The 14780-nt window shown below is 64.7% G+C and carries 11 protein-coding genes; 5 read left to right on the top strand and 6 right to left on the bottom strand.

Features of this window, described 5'->3' with window-relative positions:
• Positions 1–58 precede the first annotated feature (58 nt).
• From FEI13_RS02675 to FEI13_RS02690, 4 genes are all read right to left on the bottom strand, one after another.
• Entirely contained in the window at positions 59–835 is a 777-nt protein-coding gene (locus tag FEI13_RS02675; protein WP_138179281.1) for a TPM domain-containing protein, read from the bottom strand.
• Positions 832–1452 (bottom strand): LemA family protein, encoded by a 621-nt coding sequence (locus FEI13_RS02680; protein ID WP_138179283.1) that lies wholly within the window; start codon positions 1450–1452, stop codon positions 832–834. The genes FEI13_RS02675 and FEI13_RS02680 overlap by 4 nt, the downstream gene beginning before the upstream one ends.
• 277 nt (positions 1453–1729) lie before the next feature.
• Positions 1730–2500, bottom strand: a complete 771-nt coding sequence (locus tag FEI13_RS02685; protein ID WP_138179285.1) for a DUF1499 domain-containing protein — start codon at positions 2498–2500, stop codon at positions 1730–1732.
• Between the two features lie 18 nt (positions 2501–2518).
• Positions 2519–3865, bottom strand: a complete 1347-nt coding sequence (locus FEI13_RS02690) for a glycerophosphodiester phosphodiesterase family protein (RefSeq protein WP_138179287.1) — start codon at positions 3863–3865, stop codon at positions 2519–2521.
• A 205-nt stretch (positions 3866–4070) separates the two neighbouring features.
• Between FEI13_RS02690 and FEI13_RS02695 the strand changes: the two genes are divergently transcribed.
• Entirely contained in the window at positions 4071–4412 is a 342-nt protein-coding gene (locus tag FEI13_RS02695) for a hypothetical protein (protein ID WP_138179289.1), read from the top strand.
• 31 nt (positions 4413–4443) lie between these two features.
• Here the strand turns inward: FEI13_RS02695 and FEI13_RS02700 are convergent, their stop codons facing one another.
• A complete protein-coding gene (locus FEI13_RS02700) occupies positions 4444–4935 on the bottom strand; it encodes an Lrp/AsnC family transcriptional regulator (protein ID WP_138179291.1) in 492 nt (163 codons plus the stop codon).
• 481 nt (positions 4936–5416) lie between these two features.
• Positions 5417–6865, bottom strand: coding sequence for a dihydrolipoyl dehydrogenase (locus FEI13_RS02705; RefSeq protein ID WP_158294503.1), 1449 nt, complete (start codon positions 6863–6865; stop codon positions 5417–5419).
• Positions 6866–7538: 673 nt separating this feature from the next.
• Here FEI13_RS02705 and FEI13_RS02710 point away from each other — a divergent pair.
• From FEI13_RS02710 to fdhF, 4 genes are all read left to right on the top strand, one after another.
• Positions 7539–8339 (top strand): enoyl-CoA hydratase, encoded by an 801-nt coding sequence (locus FEI13_RS02710; RefSeq protein ID WP_138179294.1) that lies wholly within the window; start codon positions 7539–7541, stop codon positions 8337–8339.
• 170 nt (positions 8340–8509) lie between these two features.
• A complete protein-coding gene (locus FEI13_RS02715) occupies positions 8510–10072 on the top strand; it encodes an acyl-CoA synthetase (protein WP_138179295.1) in 1563 nt (520 codons plus the stop codon).
• A 99-nt stretch (positions 10073–10171) separates the two neighbouring features.
• Entirely contained in the window at positions 10172–11890 is a 1719-nt protein-coding gene (locus FEI13_RS02720; protein ID WP_193555710.1) for an NADH-ubiquinone oxidoreductase-F iron-sulfur binding region domain-containing protein, read from the top strand.
• Positions 11891–11901: 11 nt separating this feature from the next.
• The gene (gene fdhF, locus FEI13_RS02725) at positions 11902–14760 is read left to right on the top strand and encodes a formate dehydrogenase subunit alpha (RefSeq protein ID WP_193555711.1); all 2859 of its coding nucleotides are present in this window, start codon (positions 11902–11904) and stop codon (positions 14758–14760) included.
• The last annotated feature ends 20 nt before the right edge of the window (positions 14761–14780 follow it).

Genomic DNA, 14780 nt, shown 5'->3' on the forward strand with positions numbered 1-14780 from the left:
GTCGTGATCTCCGAATCCTGATTGTCATGTCGGTGTCGCCACCGGGCGAAAGGCCGGGTTACCAGCCGCCGGAGGCGCCGCCGCCGCCGAAGCCGCCGCCACCTCCGCCGAAGCCGCCGCCGCCGAAACCACCCCCGCCGCCACCGCGCGACCTGCCGCCGAGCGCACCGCCCAGCAGCATACCCGCCAGCAGGCCGCCGCGGCCGCCTCGCACCAGGGTCATGACGATGACGAACATCACGAAGAAGAGAATCGAAGCCGGTCCTTCGGGGCCCTGCTTCCCGGCCGGGGTGCCGGAGGTGGCGCTGGTGGCCATGGGCTCGCCGCCCAGCACCCGGATCATCGCCTCCACGCCCTCGGTGATGCCGCGGGCGTAGTCGCCCTCGCGGAACGCCGGCGTCAGGATCTGGTTGATGATCACCGAGGACTGGGCGTCGGTCAGTCGACCCTCGAGGCCATAGCCGACCTCGATGCGCACCTTGCGCTCGTTGGGCGCGACGATCAGCAGGGCGCCGTTGTCCTCCTCTGCCTGGCCGATGCCCCAGTGGCGCCCCAGCTGATAGCCATACTCCTCGATGGTGACGCCCTGCAGGTCCGGCAGGGTCGCCACCACCAGCTGCTCGGTGGTGGCCTCCTCGTGGGCCGCGAGCTGCTCGCTCAGGCGTGATTCGGTGGCCGGGTCCAGCAGCTCGGCCCGGTCCACCACGCGGCCGGTCAGCTCGGGAAAGTCGAGCTGCTGGGCGTCACTTTCCTGGGCCTGGAGGTCTTGTGCCTGAAGCCCAAGGGCCGTCGACAGCAGCAATGCCAGTAGCGGAATGCGCAGAAGATCGCTCATTCAAACTCCACCTGGGGGGCCTGGTCCGCGTTCTCGGTCGTGGCGTCGAAGGTCTCGCGCAGCGGCATGTCGCTGTAGAGGATGCTGTGCCACAGGCGACCGGGGAAGGTGCGGAGCTCGGTGTTGTAGCGCTCGACGGCAGTGATGAAGTCGCGCCGCGCCACGGCGATGCGGTTCTCGGTGCCCTCCAGCTGCGATTGCAGGGTCAGGAAGTTCTGGTTCGACTTCAGGTCGGGGTAGCGCTCGGACACCGCCATCAGGCGGCTCAATGCCCCGGTGAGCTGCTGCTGGGCCTGCTCGAACTGGCGCATCTTTTCGGGGTCGTCCAGCGACTCGGCATCGATCTGGATGGAGGTGGCCTTGGCCCGCGCCTCGACCACGGCGGTCAGGGTCTCCTGCTCCTGCCGGGCGAACCCCTTGACCGTCTCGACCAGGTTGGGCACCAGGTCCGCGCGCCGCTGGTACTGGTTCTCCACCTGCGCCCAGGCCGACTTCACCTGCTCGTCATAGGTGGGGATGTTGTTGACGCCGCAGCCTGCCAGCAGCATCGCCATGATCAGCACTAGGGCGAACCGCCAGATGCGAGGATCGGGAAGCGGAGGGTGTCTCGTCAGCATGGAACAGTCATCCCTGTAATTGCGATTCGATGATGTCCAAGATACAGCTCAGGCTGATGCGAAGAAAGCAATGCCATGCCGACCTTCTGCCGTTGACCGGCACGCCTACGCCCCCACCCCCTTGTTCGGCACCAGGCTGCGCCCGCACATGGGCGAGTTTCTGGTCGAGCGCGGCTTAGGGATGAAGTGAGCGTCGCGGAAGCCCTCACAACATGACGAGCGGCGGCCCAGGGGCCGCCGCTCGCGCTTTCCGCTTCTGGAGGGTCTGCGTGCCGGCTCAACCGCCCACTCGTGCCTCCAGGGCCTCGAGAGTGGATCGGATGCGCGCCGCATTGGTGCCCACGTCGCTGGTGCCGAGCCGCGAGGCGGAGCGCATGTCCACCCGCACGCCGTCGTCCGTCTCGCTCAGGCGGATCACCACGTCATCCTTGAAGCCGAACCAGAAGGTCGTGTCGGTGGCCTCGAGCCGGCCGTCGGTCACCGCGGCAATCTCCCAGCCGGCCTCGCGGGCCACGGCCCCGACGGCTTCCCGTACGGCCGCGGGCGGCGCCTGGAGCACCAGCGGCCCGAGCCCCGGATACCCCTCGCGCTGCTGCTTCGCGGTCGCCTCGCCGGGGTAGGCCACGGCGTTGGGCGCGACCTCCCGCGCCTCGACCAGGGCCTCGAAGGCGGGCGGATCCTCGAGGTCGGTGGTGATGTCGTGGATGGGCGGCACCGAGCGTGCCTGCTGCAGCTGCTGCCAGGGCACCGCGACCAGCGCCAGGCCGGCCAGGATCACCAGCGCGGCCAGAAGCGCCGGCAGTGCGCGACGGGTGAAGGCGGCGATCAGCAGGCTCACCGCGCCCAGCCCGGCCGCGCCCAGGGCGACGAGGGCCCCGTAGCGCAGCAGGCTGAAGGCCTCGCCCAGCGAGAGCATCTCCAGGCGATAGGCTGGCCCGGCCCCTGCCATGGAGAGGGCTGCCAGGCCGGCCAGGATGCCCCCGGCGATGGCCACCTTGAAGGCCACTCCCTGGCCCTGGCGGGTGGAAGGCGTGCGGCGTGACGTCATGTCGATCCTCGTGCGGCGTCAGGAAGCGGGCTCGGGATTCAGGCAGTTGTCATAGAGGGTCACGGTCGCCGGCCAATCCGAGAAGAGGCCCATGATGCCCACATCCTGGGCCAGCACGTCCAGTACCAGCAGCTTGTCGCCCTCGTTGTCGATCACCGCATCGACGCTCCGGTGGTACCACTCGCCGTCTTCGCTGAGCGGGCCGGAGCGCTCGTAGCTCCAGGCGATCAGCTCGAGTCCGGCGGCCCTCGCGCGCTCGGCGTAGGCCGAGGGCACGATGCGGTCCTCGTTCTCGCCGGCCTCGGGGCGCGCCTCGAGCAGCATCCACATCGGCGGGGCGAGGATCTTCACGCCCTGCTCGGCGAGCTCCTCCATGCTCGGCGACCAGGTCGCCGGGTCGCGGTGGTCGAAGCTCTCGTCGTCGTAGCGGTCGTCGAGGTAGACCGCCTGGTCGGCGAACTCGGGGGCGTTGTCGATCCAGTAGCGCACGTCGTCCAGGTTGAACGACTGCGGGAAGACGTCCTCGGCCGGCACGCCGGCGTCCCGGTACTCGTCGAGCAGCTTCCGGGCGTAGTCGGCCTGGCTCATGCCGTCGAAGGGCATCGCCACGCTCGGCGCCTTGAGCTCCGGCGTCATGCGCACGCCCAGCGCCTGGAAGAGCGCGATGCTCTCGGCGTGGGTCATCAGGGTGCCGCGGGTGGCGTAGAGGTCGGTGCGCCAGTCGGGGGTGCCGTCGAGGTACGCCGCCAGGGTGTCGGCCTCGGTGTTCACGCCGTCCATGCGCCCCTTGAGGCGCTTGAACTCGGCCAGGGTGATGTCGCTGGTGCAGCATTGCACCGCCTCGGCGTTGGTCAGCGCGCCGGTCTCGGGGTCGAAGGCCGGCGGCACGCTGCACTGATCGGCCAGGTCGGTCTCGAGGATGTTGGTGGTGGCGTGCAGGTCGCACTGGGAGTGGCGGCAGACCAGCGCCTTGTCCTCGGTGAAGGTCACGTCGCACTCCACGATGCCAGCGCCCATCTGGGCCGCGGCGAGATAGGATTCCCGGGTGTGCTCGGGGAACTGCATGGCCGCCCCGCGATGGCCGATCGAGAAGTCCCGGCGCTGCCACCGCTCGGTGTCGGCGGCGCAGCGCATCAGGGTCTCCTTGAGCCGGCGCTCGCGCTGGGTGCCCTCGTCCATGTCCTGGATCAGGAACAGCGGGCGCGGGCCCAGGGTGACGTTCTGGGCCGCCTCGATGGCGCCGACCTTCGCCGGGCTGGTGGCCAGGGCGGCGGTCGCCGCCAGGCAGCCGACGATGCCCAGGGCCAGTGCCGAGAGGAGCCTCGGCCGTGCGCCGCTTCGTGTGGTGGGGGAAGTCCCTTTCATGATGCGCCTCGCGTGTCATGTCGTGGTGAGAGGGGGTGACTCGCTCAGCGTAGCAGAGCCCTCGTGAGCCGCTGATGACAGCGCGTCGACGCGCCACGCCGCCCCGGGTATCCTGCCGCTGCTCTCCTTACCCCTTTCTTCTTCGATGAGCGAGCCCACCTTTATGCCTTCGACGCCGCGCCCCACCCCATCCAGGCCCCCGACGATGGCCGATCCCGACCTGCCGCCGCGTCTGCGCGCCTGGCTCGAGCGCCTGCCCGAGGCGCAGCTGCCGGTCACCTATCAGCAGGCCGCCGAGGCGATGGGGCTCGCCCCGCCGCGCACCATCCAGCGCGTCGCCCTGGCGCTGGAGGCGCTGATGCGCGAGGACGCGGCCGCGGGCCGTCCGCTGATCGCCGCCCTGGTGATCAGCCGCCGCGGCGAGCTGCCCCGGCCGGGCTTCTTCGAGCTGGCCGTCGAGCTCGGCCGCCTGCCCGCCGACCCGGCGGGTCATGAGATAGCCTATCGGCAGGAGCTCGATCGGGTGCTGACGGCGCGAGCGGAATGAAACGAAGCGCCTGGGGGCGGCGCTTTTCGGTTCAGCTCCTGGCGTGACGCACCAGGGTAGTAAGGTTGGGTTGAGAGGATTTTATCTCCCTGGTGGTGATATACGTCACGTAGCGGTCGATCCCCAGGTCCGCTGAAAGCAGCTCTTCCATCACGCCCTGAAAAGCGGGCAGGCTGACGGTCAATACCTTCAAGACGTAATCCATTCCCCCTCCCGTCGCCATGCATTCGACGATCTCATCGATTCGCTGGATGTGCTGCTCGAAACGTTGAAAGTCCGCGGTTCGATGCCCCTTGAGCGACACCGTCACGATCACCCTGATGACATCGGCGAGCTTGTCGACCGCGATATCCGCATGATAGCCGCGGATCAGGCCCGCTGCCCGTAATCGGTTGAAGCGAATCCAGCAGGGTGTCGGGGAAAGATTGACGATCTCGGACAGACGAATTTTGCTGAGATGGCCGTGATGTTGCACCGCGAAAAGGATGCGAATATCGGCAGCATCAAGGGCGATTTTTCTCATTGTTCCCATCCTCCAGTGTGGCCCTCATGAAGGCGTTGGTTAAGGAGTGAGACGAGGATATGCGTCGATGCCGGATATCGCGCCTTGAGACCGAGATCGCTCAACAGGGAGGAGTGAGTGAGAGTGGAAAAGCCACGCTCGAGGGGCGTCGATGGCTCGACTTGCCGGGGAGCGAAGTTCTCGCACTCGAGGGAAGTTTCTTATCTTCTACATTATCACAGTAGACGCGACCAGCCGCCGTATCAATCTGAGTGATGTCACCCGTGAAGGCATGGGTCGGCGCCTGTATGATTACGTAATCCACTGATTTTCATGTCAATGTAGTGTCATTCTACAGGCGGCAATGAGGGGGCGAATCGCGTGAGTCGGCGAAGCGCCCGCCCCGCCTGTCGCCCATGGCGAATGCCCCTCCAGAGGCGTGCCGTTCGTGGCACTGGCCGATGTCCAGAAGGGGGCCATTCGCCGGTTTGTCGCGCCTGTGTCATGAATAGGCCGGGACGGTGTTGGAATGCATCATGGCTTCAGCCGCATAGATCCGACGCTTCTCCCTGGCGTCGATCAACACATCCCTTAACAGTTCTTCGGCACTGGGGTGATAGACGGGCATCATCAGCACCTGCTCTGCCGTCATGCTGTGTGTGATGGCTAGGGCAAGCAGATGCGCCAGGTGTTCGGCTTGGTAACCAAGCAATTCGGCGCCTAGGATGACGCCGGTTCGCGCATCCAGGTAGACTTGAATACGTCCTTCTACCTTGTTCCAAACCACATGGCGGGGACTCGCAAACGGCAGTTCTCCAATGATAATTTCCAGGCCTTGAAGCTCCCGGAAACTCTGTCCGATGATAGCGATCTGAGGATCGGTGAAGAACACCATTAATGGCGGTCTACGATCGACAGGCACCGGATCTGGGTAGTTCAACGCGTTATCGGCAGCGATACGTCCCTCATCAAAGGCTTCGTGCCACACCGGCAGGTATTCAGCCGCATCGCCGGCAATGAAAATGGGAGTGTCAGAGCAGAGCATCGTCTGTGGATCGAATACCACCTTGCCAGCTTCAGTGAATTCCGCTCCCGTATGCTCCATGCCCAACCGGTCTACATTGGAGGTCCTCCCCGTGGCGACCAGTATCCTGTCGAACACCTTGGTGACCCGCCGGCCGTTCGACTGCTCAAACTCGATCCAGGCACCTTCAGCATCTTCCCAAGTGCTCACCACCTGGCCGGTGGGGTAGATATCCAGTTCGGAGCTGAGGATATCGAGAGCTTCCTGCTGCATGTCCGGGTGAGTGAGGGCGTTGATCTTTCCAGAACGGCCATAAATTGTCGTTTCGACGCCGAGCCGATGGAGAGCTTGCCCCAGCTCCAGTGCGATAACGCCCATACCGATCACCGCTATCGAGTGGGGCAGATCATTCAGCTCGAATACCGTATCACTGGTGAGTACGCGGTCCATTACTGGCTCGAATACCTCGCTGACCGCAGGCCGGGAGCCGCAGGCGAGGATGAACTTTTCCGCTTTGACCTCGACGGATTCGCCCACCCTGAGGTGGCCCGGTCCGATAAACCTGGCACGCCCCTCAAGCTTGTGATGGGGCGGAATCTTGTCGACGTAGCGGAGGTTGTTGGCGACAAATCGCTCATCTCGCTCTCGGCGCAACCTTTCGAACACCTTGTGTCCATCCACGTGACCAGCGGCTGTCACACCGAAAAAATCGCTGGTGGTCAAATGGTGCGCGTAATCGGAAGCAGTGATCAGCAACTTGCTGGGCATGCAGCCGACCCTGGCGCAGGTAGTACCGTAGGGGCCGTCCTGGATCATCAACAGGCTATCGGTCTTGCGGCTGATCTTCGAGTAGGCGCCCAGCCCTGAGGTTCCGGCACCGATGATCGCGTATTCAACATTAATGGTTTTCATAGTAGATTCGCTCATGGGGCGCCTCATCTTTTATGGGCTTGATTTTTAAGGCGTACCTTGCTGGTTGAGAGGGGGCGCGTTTGGCTTCAATCGCTGAATGAGATTTCAAAAAATGGTGAGGTGAACTTCAAAATTTTATCGCTTGAAGCGTGATAGTCTAGATATCGTCTGATTACATGCAGGCTATCCGGGGTATGTTGAACGGTAAAGCGATGGTTTCTAAGTATTTGGCTTATTTTTCGTAACCCATGGGTTGTGGCTTGACGTCTCGGGTCCGGTACTGGCGAAGGTGGGTGTGCATCCAGGTCACCGTTACAGCCGGTCGCGAGCTTTGCATTAGCTAGGCTAATTCAGCTGCTTAGAAATCGTCGCTTTCCAGGTGTTTCCTGCATCACTTACGATGAAGATACGCTGAGGCAGTAAGCCTATCCATGTCCGCCCATCAGTCCGCCATTCGTTGGCGAAGAAAATCCAGTCGGACACCTGGAGCGCAACGATAAAACAGGAGCGGAGTGATGCGTATTATGCTGTCCCCGTGCATCACCTTCGCCGGCGATAAAGTTTCGGACCAGAAGACGATATCCAGAATTTATGCCAGCGCCCACCGTAACTGTTCCTTCCGTAACTCGATCACCGTCGAGGTGACGATCAATAATATTTAATCAGCCATCGCTGGCGGGAGTTATTTATGAATCACGGTCAATCTTCAGAAAACATTCTTCTCAGGGATGATAAGGAAGGGGCTGTCTATCTCACGTTGAATCGTCCGGATAAATTCAACACTCTCTCCGAAGCCATGCTGGCCGCGTTGCAGCAAGAGTTGGATGCGATCGCCGCCGACCCGGCGGTCCGCTGTGTGGTGGTCGGTGGCAGGGGGCGGGGATTTTGTGCCGGACACGATCTGAAGGAAATGCGTGCCAATCCCGACCATTCCTATTACCAGGAGCTGTTTCGCAACTGCAGCCGGGTGATGAAGAGTGTCGTCGCGCTGCCGGTGCCGGTCATCGCCCAGGTCCAGGGCATGGCCGTGGCAGCGGGGTGCCAGTTGGCGGCCAGCTGCGATCTGGTCATTGCCGCCCGATCGGCCCGCTTCGGGGTGTCGGGCATCAACGTGGGCCTGTTCTGCTCGACCCCCGCCGTGGCGCTGTCACGCAGCGTTTCTCCCAAGCGGGCGTTCGACATGCTGGTGACCGGTGACTTTATCGATGCGGATACGGCATTGGAGTGGGGGCTGGTGAGCTCCGTCGTCGCTGATGCCGATCTGGATGCTGCCGTGGCCGATAAGGTGGAAACGATCCTGAGCAAGAGTCCGGCGGCGGTGCGCTTTGGAAAGTCCATGTTCCATCCTCAGCGTCAGATGGCGTTGGCCGACGCCTACGATTTTGCCGGCAACGTGATGGCCGACAACATGATGAGCCCTGATGCAAGCGAGGGAATCGATGCCTTTCTTGCCAAACGTAAACCCCACTGGGAACAGCCAGGCCGCTAGCGCCACTGTTTGCGTCATGCGGCCGTAGTACCGTCCAGGCCGCATGTCCCATGGCTTCATGGCAGGTGATAGGGGTGGTGACAGCTGAACAGCCACTGGCACGGAACGACCGTCGTTCCGATTGAAAGGCCGGGTTATAAACCCTTCCTTAAAACAAAAGGGGTAAGAACATGAATGAAATCTGCCATTACAATGATGCTCTCGAGAAGAACGCGGCCAATCATGTGCCGCTCTCTCCCTTGAGCTTCATCAAGCGGGCCGCCGCCGTGTATCCCGACCGGACGGCACTGATCTACAACGAGACTCGCTACAGCTGGCGGCAGACCTATTCCCGCTGCTGCCGACTGGCCTCCCTGCTGAGACATTTTGGCATCACCAAGGGCGATACGGTGGCCGTCATGCTGCCGAATGTCCCGGCCATGTACGAGGCCCACTTCGGCGTGCCCATGGTGGGGGCCGTGTTGAATGCGATCAACATCCGCCTGGACCCGGAGGCGGTGGCCTTTATTCTCGATCACAGCCGCTCGCGCCTGTTGTTGGTCGATCCTGAGTACGCGGACGTGGTCGAAAAGGCCCTGGTCCGGATGGAAGGACCGGCGCCCACGGTGATCAACGTCTCCGACCCGAGTCAGGGGGAAGAACGCTTCCTCGGCGACCTGGAGTACGAGGCGTTGCTGGCCGAGCAGCCGGAGCAGGATGACTGGCAGCTACCGGCCGACGAGTGGGATGCGATCGCGTTGGGTTACACCTCCGGCACCACCGGCAACCCCAAGGGGGTGGTCAGCCACCACCGCGGCGCTTACCTGAATGCCGTCAGCAACGTGCTGTCCTGGACGCTGCCCGCTGAGGTGGTCTACCTCTGGACCCTGCCGATGTTCCACTGCAACGGTTGGTGCTTCCCGTGGACGCTGGCGGCGATCGGCGGCACCAGCGTCTGCCTGCGTAGGGTCGACGCGGAGGTGATCCTGGACTTGATCAGGCGGCATAGGGTCAGCCACTACTGCGGTGCGCCCATCGTTCACTCGATGATTGCCGATGCCGCCGTGGCGGCTCCGGCGCCGATCGAGCACAAGGTGTCGGGGCTGATCGCCGGCGCGGCGCCGCCCGCGTCGGTGTGCGTCAAGCAGGATGGTTGGGACCAGCTTCCCCTGGACGAGCGGGTCCGGCTCAATGGACGCCAAGGCGTGACCTATCCACTGCAGGAAAGCATCGCGGTGCTCGACTCGGTCACGATGGAACCCGTCCCCGCCGACGGCCAGACCGTCGGCGAGATCATGTTCCGAGGCAATATCGTCATGAAGGGCTACCTGCGCAACGCAGCCGCCACCCGTGAAGCCTTTGCCGGCGGCTGGTTTCACTCCGGTGACCTGGCAGTGATGGAACCGGACGGCTACTTGAAGATTCGCGATCGGCTGAAGGACGTGATCATCTCGGGTGGGGAAAACATCTCCTCACTGGAAGTTGAGGACATCATTCAACGGCACGCCGATGTCGAACAGGTGGCGGTCGTGGCGATGGCGGATACCAAGTGGGGCGAAGTCCCGGCGGCCTTCGTCCAACTGCGTCCCGGCAGGGAGCTGAGCGAAGACGAGTTGATCAGTTTCTGCCGGGAGAATATCAGTCGCTTCAAGGTTCCCAAGAAGATCATCTTTGGCCAGCTGCCAACCTCCTCGACGGGGAAAATCCAGAAATTCCAGCTGCGCCAGCAGCTCAAGACCGGCCCCTCAGACTGAGTTGTTCGAGCATGAAGAATTGAACAGCCAATCGCCCTGCCCAGCGCTGGTGCGAACACGCAAGGTAGGCAAGCGCCCACCGAGAACCACGAGCCCGCCATGACCGTCGAGACCATCACTCCCCCGCGCCGCTTCCGTGGCAAACCACGTGGCCGTGACCTGCCCCCCGTCGCCCTGGCCGCGCTGCGCCAGCTGCTCGGTGACGAGCGCAGCGACCCGGATCGGCGGCGCCGTGACCTGTTGATCGAGCATCTGCACGCCATCCAGGATGCCCATGGTCATCTGTCGCTGGTGAACCTTCGGGCGCTGGCCACCTACATGAACCTGCCGATGGCGGCGGTCTACGAGACCGCGACCTTCTATGCCCACTTCGATGTGGTGCATGATGACCAGGCGCCGCCACCGGGGGTGACGGTGCGGGTCTGTGACTCGCTGTCCTGCCAGCTGGCCGGTGCCGCGACGCTCAGAGCGGAACTGGAAGCCGGTGTCGATCCTCAGGCGGTGCGAGTGGTGAGGGCGCCCTGTATGGGCCGCTGCGATACCGCACCGGTAGTGGAAGTGGGACATCACCATGTGCTGTACGCCACCCGCGAAGGTGTCGAATCGGTGGTCGATACGGGCCACTTCCACCCCGCGGCGATCGTCTGGCAGCGCCTGGCGGACTACCGCGAGGCGGGGGGCTACCGGCTGCTCGCCGACTGCCGCGAGGGACGCATCACCGTCGAGGCGCTGATGGAGATGCTCGAACGGGCCAAGCTGCGCGGCCTGGGCGGCGCCGGCTTCCCCACCTTCAAGAAGTGGCACTTCGTGCGCCAGGAGCCGGGGCCGCGCTACTGCGCCATCAACGCCGACGAGGGCGAGCCCGGTACCTTCAAGGATCGGTATTATCTGGAGCGCGCACCGCATCGCTTCCTCGAGGGGGCACTGGTCAGTGCCTGGGCGGTGGAGGCCTGCGCGCTCTATATCTACCTGCGTGACGAATACCCCGGCCTGCGCCGGGTTCTCGGCGAGGCGATCGGCGAGCTCGAGGTGACCGGCCTCGCGCCGCCGGGCTATATCGTGCTGCGCCGGGGAGCCGGAGCCTACATCTGTGGCGAGGAGTCGGCGATGATCGAGTCGCTGGAGGGAAAGCCGGGCAAGCCACGCCATCGCCCGCCCTTCGTCGCCCAGAAGGGACTCTTCGGCCGCCCGACCCTGGTCAACAACGTCGAGACCGTCTACTGGATTCCCGAGATCTGGGACAAGGGCGCCGACTGGTTCGCCGAGCAGGGTCGCCATGGTCGCAGTGGACTGAGAAGCTTCTCCCTCTCGGGTCGGGTCAAGCGCCCCGGCGTTCACCTGGCACCGGCGGGCATCACCTTGAACGAGCTGATCGCGGAGTACGGGGGCGGCATGGCCGACGGTCATCGCCTGGCCGGCTACCTGCCGGGTGGCGCCTCGGGGGGGATCCTGCCCGCCAGCAAGGCCGATATCCCGCTGGACTTCGACACCCTGCAGGCCGAAGGCTGTTTCATCGGCTCGGCCGCGGTCATCGTGGTCTCCGACCAGGACGACCTGAAAGCGGTGGCCAGCAACCTGCTGGCCTTCTTCGCCGATGAATCCTGTGGCCAGTGCACGCCCTGCCGGGTCGGCACCGAGAAGATGCTGAGCCTGGTCGAGCGTCCCGAATGGGATGTCGAACAACTCCAGCGACTCTCGCAGGTGATGATGGACGCCTCGATCTGCGGCCTGGGCCAGGCGGCGCCCAACCCGGTGCTGGGGCTGCTCAAGGACTTTCGCGACCAGCTCGCTGGCCAGCACGTGATCGTCAGGGGGTAGGGGAGATGAGCATGAAAGAACCGAACCTGAACGAAAGCTTCAGCCTGACCCTGGATGGCGTGGAGATCGACGCCCATCCCGGCGAGACCCTCTGGCAGGTGGCCAAGCGCGCCGGCGAGACCATTCCGCACCTGTGCTTCAAGGAGGCCCCCGGTTACCGGGCCGACGGCAACTGTCGCGCCTGCATGGTGGAAGTGGAAGGCGAGCGTGTGCTGGCGGCGAGCTGCCTGCGTGAGGCGGCGCCTGGCATGGTGGTCAAGAGTGCCACCTCCGAGCGGGCCCGCGTGAGCCGGGAAGGGGTGATGGAGCTGCTGATTGCCGACCAGCCTGAGCGCGACGCTGGTCCCGACCGCTCCAGCCACTTCTGGGCGATGGCCGATCTGCTGGCCATCGACGCCGGCGCCGTGCGCGAGCGGCTACCAGCGCGGGCCGAGCGCGACGAGCCCACGGTCCACCATGTCGCCGCACGTGCGGGATCCCTGACCCACGACACCAGCCACTCGGCCATGAACGTCAATCTCGATGCCTGCATCGAGTGCAACCTCTGCGTGCGTGCCTGTCGCGAGGTCCAGGGCAATGACGTCATCGGCCTGGCCCACCGCGGCGCGGCCTCGAAGGTCGTCTTCGACTTCGACGACCCCATGGGCGAGAGCACCTGCGTGGCCTGCGGCGAATGCGTCCAGGCCTGCCCGACCGGGGCGCTGATGCCGGCGACCCTGATCGACGCCACGGGGCGCGGCGACTCCAAGGCCGCCGATCGCACCGTCGACTCGGTCTGTCCCTATTGCGGGGTGGGCTGCCAGCTCACCTATCACATCAAGGGCCAGCACGCCGAGGACGAACGCATCCTCTTCGTCGAGGGGCGTAATGGTCCTTCCAACCAGAACCGCCTGTGCGTCAAGGGCCGCTTCGGCTTCGACTACCCCCGCCACCCCTCGCGACTGACCACCCCGCTGATCCGCCGCCCCGGCGTGCCCAAGGGACTCGACCCCGACTTCGACCCGGCACGACCGCTGACCCACTTCGTCGAAGCGAGCTGGGAGGAGGCGCTGGATGTGGCCGCCCGGGGACTGGTGGATCTGAAGGCGGCGCATGGCCCCGATGCCCTGGCCGGTTTCGGCAGCGCCAAATGCTCCAACGAGGAGGCCTGGCTGTTCCAGAAGCTGGTGCGCACCGGCTTCGGTTCCAACCATGTCGACCATTGCACCCGGCTCTGCCATGCCAGCTCGGTGGCGGCGTTGATGGAGTGCATCGGCTCGGGCGCGGTGACCGCCTCCTTCATGCAGGCCCTCGAGGCCGATGTGGTGATCCTCACCGGTTGCAATCCGACCATCAATCATCCGGTGGCGGCCACCTACTTCAAGCAGGCGGCCAAACACGGCACCAAGCTGATCATCCTCGATCCCCGCGGTCAGGCATTGGATGCCTATGCCCACCGCAGTGTGCGCTTCACCCCGGGCGGCGACGTATCGCTCTACAACGCCATGCTCAACGTGATCGTCAGCGAAGGCCTGTATGACGAGGCCTATATCGCCGCGCACACCGAGGGCTTCGAGGCCCTCAAGGCCAGCGTCGCGGACATGACCCCCGAGGCGATGAGCGAGCTGTGCGGGGTGGCGCCGGAGACGATCCGCGACATCGCCCGGCTCTACGCCCGCGCCGACAAGGCGATGATCTTCTGGGGCATGGGTATCTCCCAGCATGTGCACGGCACCGACAACGCCCGCTGCCTGATCTCGCTGGCGCTGACCTGCGGCCAGACCGGTCGCCCCGGCACCGGCCTGCACCCGCTGCGTGGCCAGAACAACGTCCAGGGCGCCTCGGATGCCGGGCTGATTCCCATGGTGTTGCCGGACTACCAGCCGGTAGGGGACGCCCAGATTCGCGCCGCCTTCGAGGAACTGTGGAACACGGTGCTCGAGGAAAGACCCGGGCTCACCGTGGTGGAGATCATGGACGCGATTCACGCAGGCCAGATCAAGGGCATGTACATCCAGGGCGAGAACCCGGCGATGTCCGACCCCGACCTCCACCATGCACGGGGTGCGCTGGCCAGGCTCGAGCACCTGGTGGTGCAGGATCTGTTCGTCACCGAGACCGCCCAGTTCGCCGACGTCATCCTGCCGGCCTCGAGCTGGGCGGAGAAGGACGGCACGGTGACCAATACCAATCGCCAGGTGCAGCTCGGCCGCGCCGCCGTGGCGCTGCCCGGTGAGGCACGGCCCGACTGGTGGATCCTCCAGGAGATCGCCAGGCGCTTCGGGCTGCCCTGGGACTATGCCCACCCCCGTGAGGTGTTCGCCGAGATGAAGCAGGGCATGGCGTCTCTGGACAACATCACCTGGGAGCGACTCGAGCGCGAGGGCTCGGTGACCTATCCCTGCCCGGCAGAGGATGCCCCCGGGGCCGATGTGGTCTTCTCCGAGCGTTTCCCCCGAACGGGTGGCAAGGCGAAGTTCGCCCCCACCCGGCCGCTGCCCCCGGATGAGCCCGTGGATGATGCCTTCCCCACGGTGCTGATCACCGGGCGTCAGCTCGAGCATTGGCATACCGGCTCCATGACCCGACGCAGCCAGGTACTCGACGCCCTGGAGCCGGAGGCGGTAGCTAGCGTGTCGTCGAGTGAGCTCCTGAGATTGGGGCTGAATCCCGGGGAAGCGCTGACCATCACCACCCGGCGCGGGACGATCACGCTCAAGGCGCGGGTCGACCCGCTGATGATGGAAGGCATGGTATTCGTGCCGTTCTGCTACGTAGAGGCCGCGGCCAACCTGCTGACCAACCCGGCGCTGGACCCCGACGGCAAGATTCCCGAGTTCAAGTATGCAGCCTGTCGCCTGGGCCGAGCCACGACGGCTCTGGCAGAGTGAGGGCACCGCCTCTCAACGAA

Origin of the sequence: Halomonas urmiana, assembly GCF_005780185.1 — a bacterium.
In the GTDB taxonomy this organism is placed as follows: domain Bacteria; phylum Pseudomonadota; class Gammaproteobacteria; order Pseudomonadales; family Halomonadaceae; genus Halomonas; species Halomonas urmiana.

Coding starts and splice junctions, on each gene's coding strand:
- FEI13_RS02675 (WP_138179281.1), bottom strand. CDS start 835: ATGAGCGATCTTCTGCGCATTCCGCTACTGGCATTGCTGCTGTCGACG.
- FEI13_RS02680 (WP_138179283.1), bottom strand. CDS start 1,452: ATGCTGACGAGACACCCTCCGCTTCCCGATCCTCGCATCTGGCGGTTC.
- FEI13_RS02685 (WP_138179285.1), bottom strand. CDS start 2,500: ATGACGTCACGCCGCACGCCTTCCACCCGCCAGGGCCAGGGAGTGGCC.
- FEI13_RS02690 (WP_138179287.1), bottom strand. CDS start 3,865: ATGAAAGGGACTTCCCCCACCACACGAAGCGGCGCACGGCCGAGGCTC.
- FEI13_RS02695 (WP_138179289.1), top strand. CDS start 4,071: ATGGCCGATCCCGACCTGCCGCCGCGTCTGCGCGCCTGGCTCGAGCGC.
- FEI13_RS02700 (WP_138179291.1), bottom strand. CDS start 4,935: ATGAGAAAAATCGCCCTTGATGCTGCCGATATTCGCATCCTTTTCGCG.
- FEI13_RS02705 (WP_158294503.1), bottom strand. CDS start 6,865: ATGAGCGAATCTACTATGAAAACCATTAATGTTGAATACGCGATCATC.
- FEI13_RS02710 (WP_138179294.1), top strand. CDS start 7,539: ATGAATCACGGTCAATCTTCAGAAAACATTCTTCTCAGGGATGATAAG.
- FEI13_RS02715 (WP_138179295.1), top strand. CDS start 8,510: ATGAATGAAATCTGCCATTACAATGATGCTCTCGAGAAGAACGCGGCC.
- FEI13_RS02720 (WP_193555710.1), top strand. CDS start 10,172: ATGACCGTCGAGACCATCACTCCCCCGCGCCGCTTCCGTGGCAAACCA.
- fdhF (WP_193555711.1), top strand. CDS start 11,902: ATGAAAGAACCGAACCTGAACGAAAGCTTCAGCCTGACCCTGGATGGC.